15 protein-coding genes, 1 riboswitch and 1 other annotated feature are annotated in these 21,737 nt (G+C 43.6%); of the genes, 5 read left to right on the forward strand and 10 right to left on the reverse strand.

Going from position 1 to position 21,737, the window contains the following annotated elements:
- Window positions 1-129: 129 nt before the first annotated feature.
- The 4 genes from ASD40_RS28210 (at window position 130) to ASD40_RS28225 (ending at window position 3,917) form a co-directional block, all read left to right on the forward strand.
- Window positions 130-897, forward strand: coding sequence for a sulfite exporter TauE/SafE family protein (locus ASD40_RS28210; RefSeq protein WP_057306465.1), 768 nt, complete (start codon window positions 130-132; stop codon window positions 895-897).
- 506 nt (window positions 898-1,403) lie between these two features.
- Window positions 1,404-1,805 (forward strand): aspartate 1-decarboxylase, encoded by a 402-nt coding sequence (gene panD, locus ASD40_RS28215; protein ID WP_057306466.1) that lies wholly within the window; start codon window positions 1,404-1,406, stop codon window positions 1,803-1,805.
- Entirely contained in the window at window positions 1,798-2,556 is a 759-nt protein-coding gene (locus tag ASD40_RS28220) for a YheC/YheD family protein (RefSeq protein ID WP_057306467.1), read from the forward strand. Before panD ends, ASD40_RS28220 begins: the two co-directional genes overlap by 8 nt.
- Window positions 2,557-2,711: 155 nt before the next feature.
- Complete coding sequence (locus ASD40_RS28225; RefSeq protein WP_057306468.1) at window positions 2,712-3,917, forward strand: threonine synthase; 1,206 nt, start codon at window positions 2,712-2,714, stop codon at window positions 3,915-3,917.
- A 446-nt stretch (window positions 3,918-4,363) separates the two neighbouring features.
- Here ASD40_RS28225 and ASD40_RS28235 read toward each other — a convergent pair whose 3' ends face one another.
- The 8 genes from ASD40_RS28235 to ASD40_RS28270 form a co-directional block, all read right to left on the reverse strand.
- The gene (locus tag ASD40_RS28235) at window positions 4,364-4,993 is read right to left on the reverse strand and encodes a hypothetical protein (protein WP_057306470.1); all 630 of its coding nucleotides are present in this window, start codon (window positions 4,991-4,993) and stop codon (window positions 4,364-4,366) included.
- Between the two features lie 176 nt (window positions 4,994-5,169).
- Complete coding sequence (locus ASD40_RS28240) at window positions 5,170-7,056, reverse strand: arginine--tRNA ligase (protein ID WP_057306471.1); 1,887 nt, start codon at window positions 7,054-7,056, stop codon at window positions 5,170-5,172.
- Between the two features lie 79 nt (window positions 7,057-7,135).
- Window positions 7,136-7,356 (reverse strand) — a binding site (T-box leader).
- A 48-nt stretch (window positions 7,357-7,404) separates the two neighbouring features.
- Complete coding sequence (locus ASD40_RS28245; RefSeq protein WP_057306472.1) at window positions 7,405-8,271, reverse strand: EamA family transporter; 867 nt, start codon at window positions 8,269-8,271, stop codon at window positions 7,405-7,407.
- A 57-nt stretch (window positions 8,272-8,328) separates the two neighbouring features.
- A complete protein-coding gene (locus tag ASD40_RS28250; protein ID WP_057306473.1) occupies window positions 8,329-10,566 on the reverse strand; it encodes a GDYXXLXY domain-containing protein in 2,238 nt (745 codons plus the stop codon).
- A 168-nt stretch (window positions 10,567-10,734) separates the two neighbouring features.
- Entirely contained in the window at window positions 10,735-12,471 is a 1,737-nt protein-coding gene (locus ASD40_RS28255) for a methyl-accepting chemotaxis protein (RefSeq protein ID WP_057306474.1), read from the reverse strand.
- A gap of 5 nt (window positions 12,472-12,476) precedes the next feature.
- Window positions 12,477-14,147: a pyridoxal phosphate-dependent decarboxylase family protein gene (locus ASD40_RS28260; RefSeq protein WP_057306475.1), complete on the reverse strand. Its 1,671-nt coding sequence runs from the start codon at window positions 14,145-14,147 to the stop codon at window positions 12,477-12,479.
- Between the two features lie 93 nt (window positions 14,148-14,240).
- Window positions 14,241-14,326: riboswitch (cyclic di-GMP riboswitch) on the reverse strand.
- A 972-nt stretch (window positions 14,327-15,298) separates the two neighbouring features.
- Window positions 15,299-17,101: an ABC transporter ATP-binding protein gene (locus ASD40_RS28265; protein WP_156390223.1), complete on the reverse strand. Its 1,803-nt coding sequence runs from the start codon at window positions 17,099-17,101 to the stop codon at window positions 15,299-15,301.
- Window positions 17,085-18,839 carry an ABC transporter ATP-binding protein gene (locus ASD40_RS28270; protein ID WP_057307065.1) on the reverse strand — a complete coding sequence of 585 codons (1,755 nt, stop codon included), beginning with the start codon at window positions 18,837-18,839 and terminating at the stop codon, window positions 17,085-17,087. Before ASD40_RS28270 ends, ASD40_RS28265 begins: the two co-directional genes overlap by 17 nt.
- A 184-nt stretch (window positions 18,840-19,023) precedes the next feature.
- Here ASD40_RS28270 and ASD40_RS28275 point away from each other — a divergent pair, with 184 nt between their 5' ends.
- Window positions 19,024-19,230, forward strand: coding sequence for a YrzA family protein (locus tag ASD40_RS28275; RefSeq protein ID WP_057306477.1), 207 nt, complete (start codon window positions 19,024-19,026; stop codon window positions 19,228-19,230).
- An 815-nt stretch (window positions 19,231-20,045) separates the two neighbouring features.
- On the opposite strand, the gene ASD40_RS28280 is transcribed toward ASD40_RS28275, so the two are convergent.
- Window positions 20,046-20,288 (reverse strand): HPr family phosphocarrier protein, encoded by a 243-nt coding sequence (locus ASD40_RS28280; RefSeq protein WP_057306478.1) that lies wholly within the window; start codon window positions 20,286-20,288, stop codon window positions 20,046-20,048.
- Window positions 20,285-21,718, reverse strand: coding sequence for an NAD-dependent malic enzyme (locus ASD40_RS28285; protein WP_057306479.1), 1,434 nt, complete (start codon window positions 21,716-21,718; stop codon window positions 20,285-20,287). The genes ASD40_RS28280 and ASD40_RS28285 overlap by 4 nt, the downstream gene beginning before the upstream one ends.
- Window positions 21,719-21,737 lie beyond the last annotated feature (19 nt).

The raw sequence follows: 21,737 nt of genomic DNA on the forward strand, positions 1-21,737 counted from the left end.
AATAGCATGTTCAGAGCATTATGAAGTCAAATCAAAAAGAGTTAAAAGTTTTCCTTTACATAATGCTTTTCTATATAATAAAATTAATCCAATATGGTTAGTGGGTAATTGGATTGGGGACATGACAACATGACTTTAACAGTTTTATTTATGGGCGTATTTGTTGGTTTTATGGTCGGATTGACTGGTGTAGGCGGAGCTTCGCTGCTCACCCCCATTTTGATCCTGATTGGAATAAATCCTTCAATTGCCGTGGGAACAGACCTTCTTTATAATTCGATTACAAAGCTTTTTGGCACGATTCAGCATTGGCGGCAGAAAACGATTGATTTCAAGCTGGTTAAAATGTTGGCCATGGGTAGTATTCCAGGTGTAATTGCAGCTATTATTTTTTTAAAATTATTCAATTCGTTCTTTCATAATCAGGAGATCATTATTAAGCATGCTCTTGGTTATGTCTTGATTCTGGTGGCGTTTGCTACTTTGTTTAAAGTTTTCTTCGGCCACAAAATCAAAGAAAATCGCTGGCAGCTCCAATCTTTGGAGGAGAAACGAGGACTAACCATTACAATTGGGGCTGTACTGGGTTTTGTTGTCGGGCTTACGTCCATTGGATCCGGCTCCTTGTACGCTATTGCAATGCTTTACTTTTTCCGTATGAACCCGGCTCAGCTCGTCGGAACTGACATTGCTCACGCTTTCTTCCTTGCAACGGCAGCAGGCATTCTGCATGCCAGTATGGGGAATGTGAATTATACGCTCGTCCTCAACCTACTCATCGGTTCCGTTCCCGGCGTCGTTATCGGCAGCATGCTCTCTGCTAAGGCACCGACCAATGTGTTGCGCATGATTATTGCAAGTCTGGTATTGATTAGCGGCATTAAATTAATTGGCTGAATCAGAGCTGAGACTCCGTTGTTATTTCCATCGAACCGATCATTCATACGAAGAAGCGTCCGAGTAAACTTAATCGGACGCTTCTTGCTATGCTCTTAACTTGTCGTTTTGTGCGGTTCCCCGGGAAATACCTGCCTTTTATTTCAACGTCATTGCCGCTCTTATCGGGATAATGAATTGGCTCGTTGGCTTGATAATATGTAAACCCAGCATGAGAGACATTGCCAACATTTCCGTTATAGCAATTGCAGCAGCTATTCTCCAATATATCCCCTTTAACCCTTCTCCGCGTTTGCCCGATCAATAACCAGAATAGGCCTGCAGAACTTTTCACTCCCATCTACCCAAGTTTTACATATATCCGTTTAATTAGTATATCACAGCCCTAATTCAGCGTGGCATTTACCCATTTTTCTTTGGAAATAGGCTATAGCCTACACCAGGAGACCGACCTTAGTCATACTTTGTGATGAATACCCAATGTGATGTTAAAGGAGCTACTGCATATGCTGCGACTAATGTGTAAAGGGAAGATCCATCGTGCGACGGTAACGGAAGCCGATTTGGATTACGTGGGAAGCATTACCATAGACGGTTTATTAATGCGTAAAGCGAATATTTTACCCTATGAACTGGTTCAAGTCACAAGTCTGCGAAACGCCACCCGGTGGAAAACTTACGCGATACCTGCGCCGGAAGGCTGCGGCAAGATCGGTTTGAATGGTCCCCCTGCCCACCTTTTTGCTCCTGGCGACCTCGTTATTATTCTAAGTATGGGACTCATGAATGAAGCCGAAATTAACAACCTCAAACCTCAAGTGGTCTTCGTTGATGAACGCAATCAACTGCTCCGGGTTGAAGAACATGATCTTGTTATTCTCAAGCAAGAAGCGAAATCTAATGACTAAACTAAACACAAGTAAATGGACCAAATATAAGCTGCTGCAGAAATCGTCTGAACTTCGTGTGAATCTTCCAGAAACAGCATGGCTGCGAAAAAGCTCTTTCTGGCGCATGATAAAAAAATACAGTCAGGTCATCATTAAACCGACTGGGAGCTATGGGGGCAATGGTGTCATTCGGATCAAAAAGATGGATTCTTCCACATATGAGGTACAGGATGGCGCTACGAAGAAAAATTTTACAAACCATACACAATTAAACGCTTATATCAAAAAGAAAGCGGGCAAAAACAACATTATTCAGCAGCGAATTCCGCTTGCTACGGTGAATGACCGGCCCTTTGATCTCAGAGTGATGGTACAGCGACGCCTCAACTCACCTTGGGAAGTGACCGGTAAACTGGCCAAAGTGGCCGGAAAAGGCTTTATTGTAACGAATATTCGCATGAGCAGCGGCAAGGTCGTATCGGTGGAACATGCTCTCAAAAACTCGGCGCTCAAAAAGATGCGGGCTTCTGATCTCCTCTCACAGCTCGATAAAGTTGCCTTGCAAGCCGCTAAGAAATTGGGTCCTTATTATCCTTGGGTAGGGACGATGGGGATTGATATGGCTTTCGATAAAGAGGGGAATGTTTGGATAATTGAGGTTAATTTCGCTCCAATGCTTGAGCTATTTTTGAAATTGAAGGATAAGTCGATGTTCTACAAGATAAAGTCATTTCACAAAAAGAAAAACAAAAACAAACCAAATATTTGAATCGCAAAAATAAGTTAAAAAAATAAAATAAATCAAAAGACACAAGCCGTTTCCATCTTCTCCTCTTGGTAATAGTCTAAATAAGAGTTTGCAATAACAAAACTCTTATTAAAACTATAATAGTTTTCTATTGAAAACTTTGAGGAGGCCCGGAGATGAACCGATTGGGGCTTTATTGCTCACGATGTTCAGCAAGGCTCCCTTTCCGTTATCAAGAAATGAAATGCGACTGCGGTGGCACTTTATTGGTCGATTACGACTTGGAACACTTAGCTAGAACGTTAACGAAGGAAGCTTTACAAACACGCTACCCATCGATGTGGAGATATAAAGAATTGCTTCCAGTGAGTAACCCTGATTGTATCATCACCTTAGGCGAAGGCTGGACGCCACTTCTGCGTATGCAGGAATGGGAGCAGAGACTGCCTATTAAACAGCTATGGATCAAGAGAGAAGAGCAGAACCCTACGGGGAGCTTTAAGTCGAGGGGCTTCTCCGTCGCTGTTTCCTTGCTCAAAGAAACGGGAGCGACGAAAGCGGCCGTTCCATCCAATGGAAATGCCGCGGGGGCATTAGCCGCTTATGCAGGACGTGCCGGGATCGAGGCATCCGTCTTTATCCCCATGGATTGCCCGCCATTAATCGTGGACGAATGTCCGTTATATGGAGCAGCCACCTACCTCGTAGATGGCTTCATTCATGATGCAGCAGCAATCATTGAAGCGGGTAAACAAGATCAGGGTTGGGTAAATGTTGGCACATTGAAGGAGCCCGGACGTGTAGAAGGCAAGAAAACAATGGGACTTGAGCTAGCCGAACAGCTTGGCTGGACGTTCCCCGACGTCATCATCTATCCAACCGGCGGCGGCTCCGGTATTATTGGCATGTGGAAAGCTTACCAGGAGCTCAAAGCACTTCGCTGGATTGACAGCCCCATGCCAAGATTCGTCTGCGTGCAGGAAGAAGGATGCCAGCCAATTGTCGATGGCATCGCATGCAGACAAGCTGGAAGTGCCCAAGCTGCCGGATTAGAAGCTAGTCCGACAGGTATGCGCGTACCGAATCCGCCAGACTTGGCACTCATCCTGTCGATTGTGAAACAAAGCGGCGGCACAGCCATCGCCCTCTCCAAGAGCCAAATTGCCGAGGCTACTCGCGCTTTGGGCTCGCAGGGCATCTCCGCGTCCCCCGAAGGCTCGGCAACTTGGGCAGGTCTGCTCGCACTCTGCGACAGCGGATGGCTGCGTCCGAGCGATACCGTTGTGCTCTTTAATACGTCGCATGCGATGAAATATGTGAAGTTTGGTTCCATCTCTCCACTTCCGATTATTAAAAGCTATGAGGAGTATCTCCGTTTGTAGGAAGTAAATCGAGAGGATGGATTAAATTAGCCATTCTCTACTCCTACCTTCACATTTCTCTCTGACACGCTGCATGACTTCCAAACTATAAAGGAAGCAATGTTGTACGTTGTACAACAAAAATCAAACAAATTAGCATACCTCTTGGAAATTGTTGCAAAAATTGCAACAATTTCTACTTTAAGTAGCCCTTTTGAGCAAAAATCGAGCAAATTGTTGTACGAATTACAACAGTTCCTGCTCAGAGAGAAGAAACTAAGAAAATTGTTGTACGTAGTACAACTTCTCATGTAGCAAAACAATGAAAAGGGAAACTACTCCACTTTAAGCTCCCTCAAATCAAATCACATCAAACAAAAATCAAATTAAATCAATCAAAATATAACCAAACCTCAACCAAACCGAACAGCCAGGAGGAAACCCTCCTGGCTGTTCACTTCTCATCCTTATTGGCCTAAATTATTTTCTTCATACAACCGATACATCGCTTGAATTAAAGGCTCTGCCGGGTCACGATTCAATAAATATAACGTCATTAAATATTGCAGCGGAAGTGCACATGTATTATTGCCATCTTCAACAGCTACGAAGCCAGCCTCGAGGACTGGACCATGCTCCTCATGAAGCTCCAAGTCAACATAGATCTTTTGATCAGGGAATTCTTCACGAACTGTAGCCGCGCAATAAGGAACAATATGTTTATCCAGCAGCTCTTTGGCTTCATCTTCCGATTGTGGAGGATTCGGCAGCGGATGATTTTCTGGGCTTCTCAACAAATCTACGAAAAAGGACGATAACCACAGCCCCGCATTCGGATTTGTTTGGAAGTTTCTCATAATTTCATTCAAGAAAAATCCGCATGATGTGGACTTTTCATCATTTTTAAGTGTGAAGGCAAACATTGGACCATAAGTCGGATTATTGCCAATCTGGCCATCTACTTCATATTCGGGAAATTGTTCTTTCATTACTTCTTGAATGTGCTGAAACCAAGTCATAATGATTTGGGCCTGTTCGCGTTCTTGATCTTGTTCGTTATCTACTGGAGCTTGTGTGTCGATATCTTTTTCTGTCATTGTGGTTAAAGCCTCCTGAATCATTCAAATTGGCACGAATATCCCTATTGTACCGCATTTGATCAAGATCAGAAAGCTTATGTTGCATTTTTAAGGACGAATGCGGACAACCCCGACTTCCGAAGCGTTAATCGAAATGGCATTGCCTAATAGAATACATGCAATCGTTTTTTCGGTTACAATCGTTTTGGCGTCGGCATACCCAGCACTTCCAGTACCTGATGCAGCGTCTGTTTATACGTTTGCGTGATCCAAAGGCGATGGGCTATGCTTTCTTCACTGCCTTTTAAAACCGGACAAACACTGTAGAAATGGTTAAAAAGCGAAGCTAACTCGAAAGCGTAATGGCAGAGTATGCTAGGCGCCAATTGTTTAGTGGCAGCTTCCAGTGTTTCGGTCCAATAGGCGACGTGCCTCAAAAGCTGATATTCCTGTTCTTCCAAAAGAGTCCTATCGAACTTTGCTTCCATCTTATGAAGTCGAGTATCTTTCTTTGCTTTGTCCAAAATACTGTTAGCTCTTGAGTATGCATAAAGCAGGTAGACGCCCGTGTTCCCGGTTATTTCCGTCGCTTGCTCCAAGTCAAAAATAACTTCTGTTTGCAGCTGATATTTGAGCAAATAATAACGGATCGCAGCCGCAGCAATCGATCTGCTGGAAATCCCCGCTTTTCTTGAGCGTTTAGCGTCAATGACTCTCTCCATGTGATCGAGTAGGTCCGCGACTTTAATTCCAATCCCTTGGCGCCCAGACATCGCATAGGAGCTTTTGCCAGCCGAAATATCAATACCCAGTCCTGCAGCAGTTTCCGGGCTTAAGGAAACGACCCCATAGCTCACGTGTTTAAGCTGACTCGCCTGCTGCTCATAGCCCAATACTTCTAGAGCTAGCTTAACCATCTCCTGCGGGTATTGCTGACGATAATCAATAACATTAATGACGACATCCGCTTGCCCTATCGATTTCTTTCTGCCCTGGGAAGCTGTGGACCATAGTCCATCCTCCCATTTTTTATATACAAAATCATTCGGCAGCACACCGAATTTCCATAGATGATAGGCTATATCCTTCGCTGTATACGTTAAAATACCATTGGAACGAACAAGCACTTTATCCCCTTGATAATTTGTGCTTTCCCCAGCTGTAACGGCCCCTTCTTCTAGATTCTTCAATACCCAGCAGCCTGCTAATTTCCCATCCGTCACCTTATGAAACATATCAGTTTGGCTCAGCAGCTCAAAGGTTGTGTCCCAGAATCCCGCTCTCACAATGCTGCTTTCCCAAACCAGCACATCGTAATGTATGCCGAACTGCTTCATTTCTTCCAACTGCTCGCGAACGATCCTTTCCGCCACCAAAGCACCCATCCACGCAAGATTGGAATGCCCACTCTCTAGCGCATGAAGAACTGTAGAACGCTGCTCTACAAGCTCTGGCTGCACTTTGTAAGCCTGATTCACCTTAGCGTAGGTTTCCCAACAAAAGTCGCCAAATCGATTAAAAGACTCTTCTGTCTTTGTATGAAGAATGCCCACCACGGTATCCGCTAATTGATTCCCCAGATCATCAATATAGTTATGCACCTCCACCTGATACCCTGCTTGCGAGAGCATGCGAGACAACGAATCACCGATACAAGAATTTCTCAAATGGCCAATATGAGCAGCTTTATTCGGATTGATTGATGTATGTTCGATCAAAATTCTTGTTTTGTTTCTTTGATCAACAAGCTCTTTTGCAGCTCCATATTGACCAGAAGACCACGTGTCCCAACTTATATAAAAGTTCAGAAACCCCGGAGGCACTGCAGCCACTTTGGCAAATAAGCCTTGTACGGAACCGCTCTTTTCTATACGCTGTTGAAGCTCTTGTGCGATTTGCAAAGGAGCTTTACGTACTATTTTTGCTAAAAGCATAGCAACATTCGTGCTGTAATCCCCGTGCTCTGCGTGTGCTGGGTGTTCCGTCAAGATTTTCAGCGTCACAGGTTGTTCTATTCCGTACTCTTGAAATAAAACACCTACATGATACTCGATTTCATTCGTTAAAAGCTGTTGAATCATGGCATATTCCTCCTAATAGGATTGATGCGAAGCCTATAATCTTTTTTCAGAAAAACGCAAAAAAGCCCCCGTCTCTATAATAAGAGACGAGAGCTGTTCATTCCCGCGGTACCACTCTAAGTGTTAAACCACTGGTTTAACCACTCCAACGATAACGGCTTATGCCGGATCTCCCTACACCGTACTTTCAGAAGACCATTTCCCAGACCCGCTTCACTCTTGACATTCGTACCGGTTCCCACCTGCTCCGGCTCGCTGCGACTGTCCGACAAGAATTACTGTCCTGTTCATCAATGTTGATTATGAAATTAAGAATTTACTGAATATTACAGCAATAATAATGTGTTGTCAAGATCCAACTAATTTCATCATCATAATGCCTATGAATGCTAAAGCTAAGCCGGATTGCTCCATTTTTGAGAATTTGTCCTTCAAAACAAACCGTGTATACAATAAGACTATCAATACATTAAGTGCAACGACGGCGGAAACTAATCCCGTTTTCCCCTGATCGAATGCATGGATAATGAAGATCATGCCTATGACATTTGTAATCCCGACGACCATTCCAATCAGGAAGGTTCTACGTTCTGTCCAACTGGCTGGCGCGACTTCTTTTCCTTTATCCTTTGCCCTGTCCTTCAACCACCATAATCCGAAACAGCATGTCCCTGTTGCAAACATAAAAAATAGCGTTGGAAACAATGGCGCAGAAACGATGGTTGTCCATTTGCTAGACAAATCATTTCCGGCAAAAAGAAACAAAGCAAGCACTCCCCATCCGGCTCCTTGCAGGTTCTTAAGGGTGATATCATTCGAGTAACGAACGAATAAAATACCTACTACGATCACAAGGAAGGCAAAGAATTGCCATAAATTAAGTCGCTCATCCCAAAGTAGAAATGCGACGAAAACCACAACGACCGATGGTAAACCGGTGAGGATGGCAACTAAAGAGGCTTTGCCTACCGCAAAGCCTTTGAACATACTGGCATTGGCTCCAAAAGAGAACAATCCCATTTGAACACCAATCAGAGCTGATACCGTCCACTCTTGCTGTGAAATAAGGGCGCAGCCAATACTGACGAGCGCCCCCATAAAAAATGTGCCGCAGAGCAGCACATTCCGATTCAGCGATTGCTGGCTGGTCCAATGATATAGAATGCCTCGCAGCCCGAAACTGGCAGCCGCAAGCACTGAAAATATAAGCCACATGAGAAGAGTTACCCCTTTCTTTTAAGCAAAGATCGGGTAATTTTACCACATTAATCTTTATTGGACAACACTTGGTTGTAACAATAAACGCACAAGGATCGCATCGCCGCCAGCAGAAACTTTCACTTCAGCAAACTTGGCATCCCGTTCAAATACACGGCCTGTTCCTTCCGGAATGAAATAAGTCTCGATCCCATATTCAATACCCTCATAACCGACCTTGTTTCCATTCATGCGAACCTCTCCCGGAGCTAATGCTTCCCCTTTGGTATATAAGCGGCGATATTCATAAACACCTGTCGCCTGGTTCGGAGAGAGAACGATTGTAATTTTCCCCTTAGAACTTGCCTCATCATTTTTATCTGCAAATAGAGGCGGCTCAGATATAGTATAGCGCAAACGCACATAGTCACCTTGAATGAGTGAACGTGGATCAAGCGGTTTAAGCTCCAGCTTAATCAGCTGTCCGTGAACGAGCAGCCACTCACTTTTACCAATTTGTAAGGACATTGCCATGACTTGAAGCAGAACTAGCAGAGCAATAATCCAGCGGTTCATAGCATAATTAGAATTAGCCTCAACGGGTTCAATCGCTTCAGAACGATGTCTTTTTTCATACCAAACCGTAAAGGCAAGAACCAAAATCCCGATAGCCGCGAAGCTAATCGATTTGTGCAGAAGCTTCCAGGCCAGATCGTAATATTTATATACCAGGAAAGCAATCCAGAAGCCCATTGACCAAGCATAAATCCATTTGATTTGCAGTTGTCTACTAATGACCAAAGCGAGAACAACGACGATAAAGAATAGCACATTGGCTATATAATACCAAGATGACTCCGCCATAAAAGTTAAGGCAAATAAAGTTATCAGAAATGAAGGAAAACTGCTGTAAAGTATGGGTTGTCTGACTCCCGTATTTGCAATGACCTGACCACTGGCAAACATAATGAATAATAAGCCGGTAAGTACGGTAAGAACAATAGTACCGCTATCAATCCAATTGAAAAGTACGAAAGAAGCAATAATGACAGCAGCCAGTAAGAAGAATATACGATGTACCAACCCACCAATGTAGATAAAAGCTGCAATCGTAAGCGCCAGGAAAACCAAGAGAATAGGAACATTCTCCGTAAATACAGCCGCTCCTGCTCCAAGCAGCAATCCACTAATGAGTATCGTGTATCGCACTAATGAATTTAGTTTTTTTGCTATGATCATCGCAATGACAGTGACACACCCAAAGCCTATTAGTATATTCTCCGGTTCATTAAATCCTAGTACAACAGTGATAATCCCAATGATCGTCAAGCTTCCCAGAAGCGAGCCAATAATGATGACCGAAACGGTGAGGACACGGACGACCCATTTGGTAAAATCTCCTTCCGGCTTTGCTTGATCCGTAGCTTCTTGATCCGAGCGATTTTCCGGTTGCAACTGCTTGGAAGAGGGATTCCAAGAACGAATAAAGTTCATGAACTTCACATTCGCAAAGATGAACAAGATAATAAACAACAAGCTGGCTATGAAAAAAAACTCGTTATAATACTGGATGATAAGCTCGATATATTTGACTGTCACCGTGATCGATACCCACAGACCGGCAAACAATAGATAAGCTTTATTCCTCGTCTTGTGTGTATAGTACACGGCTGCCGCAAGTACTAGGATGAGTGGCAAGTTCATAAAGATACCGTACTTTTCGTACGCATGTGAATTTGAAGCCACGACTAAAACCGCCATCCCAATTTGAAAAGAGATCCATTTCAGAAATGGCGAGTACAAACGCTCCTTCTCGCTCAGAACATACAAGATGCCATTTGCAATGGCGATTCCGAGCCAGATGGTGATTTGAATGATTTCCGCATCTGAATTTACTCCCCAACGCCCAAAGAAATATATTCCGTAAGCGAGATGGCCTAAAATATAGGCCAGTACATAGTAGGGCTGCCATCTGGTTAATAAGGCAAGCAAAAATGCCGGAATGAACCATACGGCGAACAAGCTGTAACTGTCCGCATGAGAATTGTAGGTTTGCCCAATGAGTCCAACACCTACACCGAAGGATATACAGCTTGCGAACAAGCTAAGTTTACTTAGAAACTGCCTGCCATTTTGGCGCGAAAGCCATACAGATAAGCCGTAAAAGCCCAATATGAGCACAAAGACAGGAATGAATTTCTCCCAGCGGTTCAATTTCTCCCAATTCGTAGCAAAAAAATATACAATGGCGGTTAGTAGAGCACTTGCTCCCAATACATAGCCTAGCCCAATCATAACAAATTTGGATTTCATGATGAATATTCCTCCTCTCGCTTACTTCTAATTGTACTAGAGATATGCAGTTTGAGAAGTACTATCTATTCCTAGTACCAGATCATTAGCCTATGGATGATTAATGGCTTTCAAATAAAAAAGCCAGCACTGGGCTGGCAAGTAATCAAATGAAGGAAGTCATTGCATTCAATCTGTGATCTTAAAATTTTGAACAGAACTTTGCAGGACAACAGCCATATCAGATAGTTGGCGAATGGCTGAAGTAATTTCCTGAATGGAAGCACTTTGCTCTTGAGCTGCCGCCGCCACTTCCTCATAGCCTGCGGATTGTTCCTCTGTAATCCCTGAGATTTTCTGCATGGCATTCGAAATGATCTCAAAGGATCTTTCTGCTCGCTCCAAAGTATGGATCAAATGGTCTGTCCGATTGGAGAAAACAGAAATACCGTTAAAAATAACTTTAAAATTTTCATACGTATCATTAATCCAGCTTTGACCTTGTTCAACGGCTTGATTTCCCTGGACAATGCTCTCCATGACAAGAAGGCTGTCATTTTGGGTACTGGAAACGAGCTCTGTGATTGAGCTTGCGGCTTTCGTGGATTGCTCCGCCAACTTCTTCACTTCACCAGCTACAACGGCAAAGCCTTTCCCCTGTTCTCCAACACGTGCCGCTTCAATGGACGCATTCAGTGCCAGTAGGTTCGTCTGCTGTGCAATTTCGGTGATAATATGGATAATTTCCCCAATTTCCTTCGAGCGGTTTCCCAACTGCTGCGCGGCTTCTTGTGAATGCTTCATCTCTTTTTGAATCACATTCATCTGATGTAATGTCTTCTCAACAAGCTGCTGACCGTCTGCAGATTGTGCACCTACCTTGTGGGCCATTTCCTGCATCTCTTTGACTTCAGATGTTACTTCTGATAATTCCGTATTGATCTCAACGATGGATGAAGTACTCTCTGTAATGGAAGAAACAACTTCAGCAACCCCTTCGTTCATGCTGTTCATGGAAACGGCAACCTGCGCGCTGCTAGAGCTGGATTCGTCCGCAGACTGATACAATTGCGCGCTGGTATTGGTAATAAGGTTGGATGAAGAAAATATTTGGCGGATCAGGGAATCTAAATTCTGACGCATCTCGTTAAAAGCATTTGCCAATTTACCGATCTCATCTACTCGCTGGATTGCGACTTGTGCAGATAAATCTCCGGCAGCAACCTTTTCTGTTACACGCATCAGCTGAATGACCGGTCTCGTCACACTTCGACTTATGAAGAAGGCTATCAGACCGCCTATGACTATAACGATTAAGGTAATCGTAAAGGTTGTCCATAACAATTCTTGCTTCGTTTTGGGAACGACTGAGGCATCTAAATCAATCCCGAGAATTCCGACGTTTTCGCCTTTAACATTTTTGAGGGGAACAAAGACAGATTTATGTATACCAAATTCGTCCTTGTAAATCTCACTGATCGTTAATTTATTTTCTTTGATCGCGCTGTTCATTTCAGGCGTAAAGGGATACTCGGTGCCGAAATCTTCATCAACTCCGGTTAAAATGACGATTTGATCTTTATTCTGAACTTTCTGCAAGACATAAACATTCTCAAGAGAGTCTTGCTTTTTAAATTGTTCAAATTGCTGTTTTATTTTGGTATAAGCCGGTTGATCTTTGCCTGTAATTTCATCTGCATGTTCGGGAATAGAAGTCATATATTTTGAAACATTTTCAATGTTTGTCGTTAATCTTAGAACAAATTGATCCTCAAGCTTCGTTGTTAAACTTTTGCTGGCCAAATAGGAAGAGACGGAGAAGGCTGCGCATACGAATAACAGCAGCAGTAAGATACTGCTCGTCATCTTCACCGCGATTTGTCCTCTGAACCAGTTTATTATTTTATTTGGAGCATGCTTTGCCACTTCAATTACCTCCTGCTTAATAGCGATGTTTCGGAATATTTCTCGTAGACTTGCGCTACAGTTTCCTTCAAATATTGAATAATTTCATGTACATGTTTGGTCTCCGTATAAGGGGAGATGACAAAAATCTTTGTCGCGTAAAGAGCAACAGAACAATCATCCTTCGTTTGAACAAGCAGATGCTTTTTGGTATCGCCAAAAAATATACGATCGCGATGATTCCCAAGCATTTCGAATAAACGCTCGTTAAATTTATTATTCCGTTCAATTTCCTTAAGCGTGCACTTGCCTGAAACTTCTTCTTGAAAATGCGGACTGCCTTCCGGATATATACGAAATAGTGTAATGATGCCAGGGTTGTCGTTATTAACGATTTCAGCATGAGGGATTTCTTGGCGAAGCGCTTCCCGGAAAGCAAGATTAACCTCAACGAACTGAGCCAGCAATTGCTGATACCCTTGAACGCCGAATGCAAGCAGAGCACTGTAAATGCTGATGGAGCTAGCCATGCGCGAGCACTCCAACGTATAACCGGTGTGATACTGTCCGTATCCCCGATGTCCGACATAGGGCGTTTCATCCGGATGCAGATCCATGAGCCTTAAATCGGCGGCATCCTTGACCAGAAATAAGCTTGTCAGGTAAGGGGTTTGCCCCAGCTTTTGAAAATCGAAGCAAAGCGAGTCGGCCAAATGCAAATGCCTCATCTTGCTTTGGATAGAAATTAAAGCCTGAGCGACATCTTTCTTTAATTCGAGTGGATTGGAGATGAAATCATAGTCATTAAAGAAAGCAAAGAACGCACCTAAAGCAGAGTCTGCATGAATATGAGGTCTAAGCAACCCATGATGAACGGCTGCCTTGTCAGACACAGCATAAATTTGCTCCAAATCGTCAATCCCCATGGCATCCGTCGTTCCTGTCGTAGCTACAATGTAAATCGGAATTCCGCCTCGTGCGATCACTTCTTCCATTTTAACTCTCAGATCATTCACATCCATGGAGCTGTCAGCATTCGTGCGAACTCTAATCAATCTATCGCTCCCTATGCCTGATGCCTCCATAGATTTAAACAAGCTGTAGTGAGCGGCTTCGGAACAAAAAGCATACAAGTTGTCGGGAACACCTTTTTGCAATGCGTCCGGAACGAATTTAGCGATCGCTATCCGGAGACCTGAGAATACAGCTCCTTGTCCGCCCCATGTCGTATACCCGCCGCTTTTCAGCGCATCATAGCCTATTAATTTGGACATCATGCTGATGACTCTTACTTCAGCTTCAGCTCCGGCTGGGCCGTATACATCCCATAAATTGTTGCCATTAACCAAAAATGCCGCGATCATGCCCATAATCCCCGGGATGCTTGCCATCGGCAAAATATTCGTTAAAAAATATTTCGTATGATAAGGATGATCATGCAGCAATTTCAATAGCTCTGTATTAACTTCCTCTAGGGGGACGCTGCCATTAGGAATGGAGCTTTCTCGAATTAGATTGTTATAGAAAGTCCCTGTTCGGTTTTTCTCGCCCTTGAGATTGACGCCATCAGGGTTTTTGAGATCATCCACTCCTGTTACTAGTTGTTCAATGAGCCGCAAAACCATTTGTCGCGTTTGTTGGTTTCCATCCTCACTGGGGAATAATTGCTGTACATTCGTTAATCTTTTCTCTCTCATTCATTTCTCTCCTATCGATAGAATTGCTTGACGAAAATGTTCACAAAAAAAAGGAGAAACACAGGCATGAATGCCCTATTCCACCAATTGCTACAATGCAACTGGCTGACATATCCTTGTTGGATGTAGTCCCTCTAGCTTTGCGTCCCTATTTTTCAATAGGTTTGCCATTATAAAGTTGTAGGTGAAAATTCCCATCTTCGACAATAATCGACAACAAAACTTTACAATTTTATACATTAGTATAGTATAGTAATATAAATAAAACAACACAATTTTCCAGTATTGTTTGTAAAGATATTATATTGTAACTATATTGCTTTTTTAACATTTTCCCTTGGATCGTGGTAAAATAGGTTCGATTGTCTCTTTTCGGGACAGTTATTCCAGTAATAAAAGAAATCTTGTCATGACACGCAAATACGAGGGTACAGGGCTTATTTATATCGATAAAGCTAATCCAACTTATGGACGGTGATAACACCGTTCTGGTTAAATGAAGTGGAGAATCTAGGAATCTAGATAAAAAAAAGGCCTAATGGTTGACGCGCAACATATGATTGCGCCCAAGGCATATGTGTAACCATGCACACTTACTCAATCGTGAATTGTTGTAGGTTATACAACAATTTGCAAGCAAATCCACGTTTTCCTCACGAATGTTGCAGAAAATACAACAATTCCTGCCAAAGCAGCCCAAATGCCTATAAATAGGCTGAATTGTTGTACAACATACAACATCTTCAGCCTTCACAGAACAAATCAAGGATAAATGTTGTACGTTATGCAACTTACCCTCCTATTTCCCCGGTTCTCCCATATATCAGCACACAAAACACCCCTTCTTATTACTGGGGTAATCAGGGCGGAAGCTTCACTTACTCCAAAACAAAACAATAATAAAAAAGGGGTAAGCTTCGCTCACCCCAAACCCAAAACATATAAAATCTTATCAGTTGAGAAAACCACTATTGAGACCATTCAAAGGTGAGCGAGTGCGTATAGATGTAGCTTTTATCGCCGATAAGAAAGGGGCCATCGTTACCCTATAACTTATTCTTACTTATGCGGTAAAATGAGCTTCGTCACGACTTCCTAACAAGGAGTCCGACAAAGCTTATTTTCACAACCTCAGTTGCGGCGCATTCATGTTATGAAATAGTTTGTGCAGCATCCATATTCCCCTGTGAATGGAGATATAATTGCTCGTAATAGCCACGAAGCGCAAGTAATTGTGCATGGTTCCCTTCTTCAACAATTTTCCCCTGACTCATCACAATGATGCGGTTAGCATGCATAATGGTCGAGATGCGATGTGCGATAACAAGTGTCGTTCTTCCCTCGGCTACGACCTGCAGCGCGGATTGAATCAACTGCTCCGTTTGGGAGTCCAAATTCGCTGTAGCTTCGTCAAGAATCAGTACTTTCGGCTTGAATACGATAATTCGCGCGAATGAGATCAGTTGTCTCTCTCCTGCGGAAAGCCCGCTTCCTCTCTCTGATATGCGTGTCTCATAACCATCTTTCATTCGTGAAATGAGATTGTCTGCCCCAACCATTCGGCATGCCTCAATAACTTCCTCACGCGTTATAGTTTCATCAAACATCCGAACATTGTCCAAAATACTGCCTGCGTATAAGTACGGTTCCTGCTGTACAAGTCCAACCATTCGGTGTAAATCAGCCTGCGGGATATCCCGCAGATCCGTGCCGTCAATGCGGATACTCCCTTCCTGCACATCATAAAAGCGGCAAAGCAAACTAATCAACGAGCTTTTCCCAGCGCCCGTCGTCCCCACAATACCGATCATTTCACCGGGCTCAATATGAAGCTCTAAATCCTCAATGACAGCTGTATCCTTCAAATAACCAAAATGCACATGGTTGAAATGAATGTCCCCCTTCACGTCGGACAACGAGGGTGACAACATGCCTTCCTTATCCTTTACTTCCGGTTGAATGGCGAATATATTCCAAATTCGATTGACAGACACCGTTGTAGATTGAAGGGTATTCCATTGCTGTGTAATGTTATTAATCGGTTGAAAAAACTGCCGTATATACGTAATGAAAGCATACAAAACGCCGAATTCAATCGTTTTATCGAACACAGCAATACCGCCAATCCAGGTGATAAAAGCTACCGATAAATTCCCTAAAATATCAAAGGAACGATTGAACAAAACATTGGTACGAATTTCTCTCAAATTTGCACGGAAATATCCTAGATTCCGATCAGTGAAGCGATTCATCTGTTCCTTTTCTTGATGAAAAGCTTGAATGAGATGCATCCCGGATAAATTCTCAGCGGCAAAAGCAACCATTTGAGACAGCTGCGTCCTCGAAAGCTGATAGGTTTTGCGCATATATCTGCGAAAGCTTATAGCTATGAGCACAATGATGGGAATCACTATCATGCTGTAAAGCGTTAGCTGCGGGTCCAGATGATACATCAGGACGATGATGAATACGAGTGTCATGCCATCGCGAACCAGACTAAGAAGAACCTGCGTAAAAAACTGATTCAACGTTTCCGTATCACTGGAAACATGCGTAATTAAGCTGCCGCTTGGCGTACGGTCATAGTAAGACATCGACTGCTTAAAGATGTGCTCGAACAAATCCTTGCGTATTTTGGCGACAATGCTTTGGCCGGCAAACTGCAATAAATTATTCTGCAGATAACTGAAGAATAAACTGCTGATCGATAGACCTGCATAAAACAAACAGATGAGCAGCAGTGAGCGATAGTCACTTTTCCCAATCATCAAATTATCATCAATCGCAATCTTTACTAGATACGGCTGAAACAAATCTGCAGCTATCCCTAGTAACGCGCAAAATAAAACAGCTGCAAAGGTGAACCTATGCGGTTTGGCATAAGCGGATAAAGAACGAAAGGAAGATCGCGTCTTCTGCCGCTCCTCATTGCTTTTGTTATTCCGTTTGGGCATCGTCGCTACCTCCCTCTTGTATCGCATGAAGCTCGGCGTACAAGCCTTCCTGCGCAATTAGCTCTTCGTGCGTGCCGCGCTGCACAATCCTGCCTTCATGAAGAACGATAATTTCATCCGTATGCTTCAACGCGGAGATTCGATGAGCGATCCAAATGGTCGTTTTGTTCAATCGCTCCTTGCGGATCGTATCGATGATGTGCTTCTCCGTCACCGAGTCAACAGCGCTTACACTATCATCTAGAATCATCAAAGGAGAATCCTTAATAATCCCTCTGGCTAAGCTTGTTCGTTGACGCTGCCCGCCCGATAAGGTGACACCGCGCTCGCCTAGCTTCGTCTCAAACTTTTCAGGAAATGACGTAATACTTGAGAGGATTTGTGCTTTCTTGGCAGCACGCTCAACCTGTTCTAAGGGTGATTCTCTTTTATAAAAGGCGATGTTATCCCGGATGGTCGTGCTAAACAAGAATCCCTCTTGTGGAACGTAAGCGATTTGATTTCGCAGGCTTTCTAATGTCACATCGCGAATATCCGTATCCCCGATCCATACCGTCCCCTCCGGCGGGTCGTATATCCTAAGCATTAGCTTCACCAAGGTCGATTTGCCGCTGCCTGTTTTCCCGATAATGCCAATGGATTTGCCAGGTTCAATCGTCAATGTTATGTCATGAAGCACCTCGTCCTCATCATCAGGATAAGCGAAAGACAAATGTTCAATCCGAATTCCCTCGTGATCGAGGTCGGATATTTGCGCAAGCTCGTTTTGCACAATTTCGGATTTCAAATCGAGCAGCTCATTCATTCGTTCAAGCGAAGCTCGAGAGCGCTGCATGGCATTAATGACGCGGCCAATTTGCTGTAAAGGGTTTACCATCATCCGTATGTATAGCGTTAATTCAACGAAATTGCCAATCGTAATCCGCTGTTGAATGGTCAAATAGCCCCCAAAAGCAATCGCGATGATCAGCGATATTGCGCCCAGAAACGGAATAAGTGCTTCAAATAAGGAAGATAGCCGAACCAATCTCAATTGGTTATCGCGAATCCGATCTACCGTTTCGCTGAACCTACGAACCATAATCGGTTCCACCGCGAATTTCTTGGCTACCCGTATGCCTCCGAATTGCTCCTCGGCCGACTCCGTCATTTTGCCTAATGCTTCTTGTACCTGTAAGGAATGCTTTTTAATAATTGGCTGAAATCGAACGGTCAGAACAGGAATAAGCAACAAGGGCAATATACAGACGAGAATTAAATAGAGCGGGATTGAACTGAATATCATCATGAGAATGGCAGCTGTGATCAAAATCGCCGAGTTTACAATGTGGTTAATCCCCATGGATATCGATTCTCGAATGACAGTTACGTCATTCATCACATAGCTTAGCAGCTTACCAACGCCGTTCTTTGAGTAAAATGTTGCGCCCAGCTGTGTGAAATGGTTAAACAAGCGGTTTCTTGAAACAAACTCGAAGCGTCTTCCGTTTCGCATGATCATATACTGACCAATGGCTGTTAAAACACCGAATGTGACGCCGATCATCAGCAGCTTTAGACTGTAATCAATTATAAGAGTTTTACTCAAAAGTCCTTGCTGCAGCTGATCAGTAAAAATGCCTAGCAGTTTGGGGTAATACGAATGAACAATGTTGCCTAAAGAAATGGACAATGCGGCTACAACATACAACGGCCATTTCTCTTTGAAGAAATCAACCAATAATCGTGTAGACTTCAAAACGACATCACTTCCTACTACAAGTTTGTCTAGCAAATGAGGTATTCCCGATCCATCAGAACATGCGATCATGTATCCCCTTACAGTATACGCCTATTCATATGTACTTCCTATATCAGATATTGACGTTATAATAAGAGAAGTTGTCTAAACTTTACAACTTAGCTTAGGGAGGAGTAAGATCATGGACTTTCTTTTGGACCGCATAGATAATAAAATCGAGTTTTTTCAAGCTTATGATATGAAGACGTTGGAACGTCAAATCAACGAGCAAATCGATAACAACAAAGCTTTATTGCTCGACGTGTTCGCAATTCAGCATCACATCGTGTTCGACCCGAATGCGGGTAAAATGCTGTACAGCGCGGTTGTGCATTTTAAGGTGAAATAAATTAGATAACCGAAGCAACGGCCTCAGGTCCATCGTGTTGAATATACTTCATGCGCAGGGCCGAATTTGATTATATTTCCTTTTCAACCAATCAGAAGCTTCATGAAAGGGAACGTCGATGCGTTATTGCGAGAGAAAGCCGCTATTAGGCTATCGAAACGGAACGTCAATCACTTATTTCCGCTTTGAATGCCGTATTTCAGTCCTAAATGGCAAAATAACGCATCCATATTCCCTTTACGCTCAAAAAGGTGGTTTTTTCGATAAATAACGCATCGTAGTTCCTTTTGAAACTTGTGAAGTTGTATTTCTTACAACATTAGGTAAGTGAATCCACTATATTCCTAGCGATTGTTGCAAAAAATACACCAATTTCTGCCCAAACTAGCTCAATAGCAGGAATGAAGGCTAAATTGTTGCACAACATACAACATCATCCGTATTTCAAGAAGAAATCAAGGAAATTGTTGTACGTTGTACAACTAGTGACCCTCTCCCCCTACTGTGTACAGTAATATTGAGATAAAAAAACCTTCAACACCACTTTAAAAGTGGTGCTGAAGGCTTTTTGGTTCAACGTTTGGGATTGCACGTTTGGGTTGCTTTTGGTGTTGCTCTTGGCGTTGTCTCTTCGCGTTGCTCTTGGCGTTGCTCTTGGTGTTACTTCTGGTGTTGCTCTTGTTGTTGCTCCTAGTGTTGCTCCAAGTGTTATTACTTGGTGTCGTCTCTTGGTATAGCAATCGGTGTTGCTCTTGCTGCTGTCACTTGCTGTTGTCACTTGGTGTTACCCTTTCGTAACACGCCTTCATTCACGATCAAACTCCGCTTAGCGGAAGTCCATGTTTGATAAATAGCTCCTCCATGGCATGCTTAGCCTCAACTTCGTCGGGACCATGAATTTCTAAGTGATACACCTCGTTGCTGAAAAGCGTAATACTTAGACCGAGAATGCTTTTAACATCGATGAAACGTTTGCCCACTTTGATAACAATGCTCGATTTAAATTGATTAGCTACTTGGTTAATTTCTACAATCGCTCTTGTTCCCAAACCACTCATATGGATCCCCCCGACCTGAATTCGCGCGGCATTCTCCGAGCCACTCCGGTTCTTATTGCTGCTTCAATGACCCCTGTCCGAATGCGTCTAACGACCTCTTGATTGAAAACACTCGGAATAATGTACAGTTTATTCAATTCTTCCGGGGCTACGACAGAGGCGATAGCCGCGGAAGCAGCTAGCTTCATTTCCTCATTAATTGTAGTAGCCTGGCAATCTAAAGCGGCTCGAAATATCCCTGGAAAGCATAAGACATTATTAATCTGATTCGGGAAATCAGACCTTCCAGTCGCTATTACGGCTGCAATGTCTTCAATTTCGTCTGGATGAATCTCCGGTGTAGGATTCGCCATCACGAATACAATGGGATGCGGCGCCATCCGTTCAACATCGCCCCGCTTCAGTACACCACCGGAGGATAATCCGATAAATACATCCGCCCCTTCGATAACTTCGTGCAAGGAGCCTGTTAATTGATTCGGGTTGGTTCGCTCTGCATACCCGTTCCACATGGGATTACTATACGAAGTACTGCTCACCAAAGCCCCTTCTCGATCAACTCCGATCAATTCCTTAACACCTGCTGCAAGTAGTATGTTTGAGCAAGCTATGCCAGCCGCCCCAATGCCACAGATGACAACCTTTGCTTCGTTAATCGATTTCCCAACGACTTTCAGTGCATTGATAAGCCCCGCATACAGAACAACGGCTGTCCCGTGCTGATCGTCATGGAATACAGGAATATCAAGCTCCTCACGCAGCCTTTCCTCAATTTCAAAACAACGCGGCGAAGAGATATCCTCTAAATTGATCCCGCCAAAAGCAGGCGCTAGATTCTTAATCGTAGTGATGATTTCTTCCGTGTTTTGCGTGTCTAAGCAGATTGGAAAGGCATCGACATCTGCGAGCTGCTTGAACAGCATCGCCTTACCTTCCATGACCGGCATAGCCGCGTAGGGTCCGATATTACCCAAACCAAGCACCGCACTGCCATCCGAAACTACAGCAACTGTATTTCGCTTAATCGTAAGCTTGTACGCATTCTCCTGCTTCTCATGAATCGCCATACAAACGCGCGCAACATCGGGTGTATACACGCGAGACAGATCGTCCCGATTCTGAATCGGCACCTTAGGCTTCATCTCGATCTTGCCGCCTAGGTGAAGCAGGAAGGTGCGATCTGATACATGAACAAGCTTTACACCTTGAAGCAACTTGATTGCGCTGGTGACAGCTTCCAGTTGAATCTGTTCTGATGCTGTTACAGTAATATCACGAACCGTCCAATTTGGACCTGTTTGGATAACGTCGATGGCAATAACATCCCCGCCATTTTCCGTAATGACGGTAATTAATTGTCCAAAATGAACGGCTTCCGTTTGCAGCTCCACACGCAGAATAATGCTTTTGCCACCAATCGTGTCTTTCAAAATGAACTCCTCGTTTTTA

It is taken from the genome of Paenibacillus sp. Root444D2, assembly GCF_001426375.1.
GTDB lineage: Bacteria > Bacillota > Bacilli > Paenibacillales > NBRC-103111 > Paenibacillus_E.

Excerpts from the sequence above, each read along its gene's own strand:
- ASD40_RS28225 (WP_057306468.1), top strand. The coding sequence starts at position 2,712 with ATGAACCGATTGGGGCTTTATTGCTCACGATGTTCAGCAAGGCTCCCT.
- ASD40_RS28275 (WP_057306477.1), top strand. The coding sequence starts at position 19,024 with ATGGACTTTCTTTTGGACCGCATAGATAATAAAATCGAGTTTTTTCAA.
- ASD40_RS28210 (WP_057306465.1), top strand. The coding sequence starts at position 130 with ATGACTTTAACAGTTTTATTTATGGGCGTATTTGTTGGTTTTATGGTC.
- ASD40_RS28280 (WP_057306478.1), bottom strand. The coding sequence starts at position 20,288 with ATGAGTGGTTTGGGAACAAGAGCGATTGTAGAAATTAACCAAGTAGCT.
- ASD40_RS28265 (WP_156390223.1), bottom strand. The coding sequence starts at position 17,101 with ATGCCCAAACGGAATAACAAAAGCAATGAGGAGCGGCAGAAGACGCGA.
- ASD40_RS28240 (WP_057306471.1), bottom strand. The coding sequence starts at position 7,056 with ATGATTCAACAGCTTTTAACGAATGAAATCGAGTATCATGTAGGTGTT.
- ASD40_RS28235 (WP_057306470.1), bottom strand. The coding sequence starts at position 4,993 with ATGACAGAAAAAGATATCGACACACAAGCTCCAGTAGATAACGAACAA.
- ASD40_RS28220 (WP_057306467.1), top strand. The coding sequence starts at position 1,798 with ATGACTAAACTAAACACAAGTAAATGGACCAAATATAAGCTGCTGCAG.
- ASD40_RS28260 (WP_057306475.1), bottom strand. The coding sequence starts at position 14,147 with ATGAGAGAGAAAAGATTAACGAATGTACAGCAATTATTCCCCAGTGAG.
- panD (WP_057306466.1), top strand. The coding sequence starts at position 1,404 with ATGCTGCGACTAATGTGTAAAGGGAAGATCCATCGTGCGACGGTAACG.
- ASD40_RS28245 (WP_057306472.1), bottom strand. The coding sequence starts at position 8,271 with ATGTGGCTTATATTTTCAGTGCTTGCGGCTGCCAGTTTCGGGCTGCGA.
- ASD40_RS28250 (WP_057306473.1), bottom strand. The coding sequence starts at position 10,566 with ATGAAATCCAAATTTGTTATGATTGGGCTAGGCTATGTATTGGGAGCA.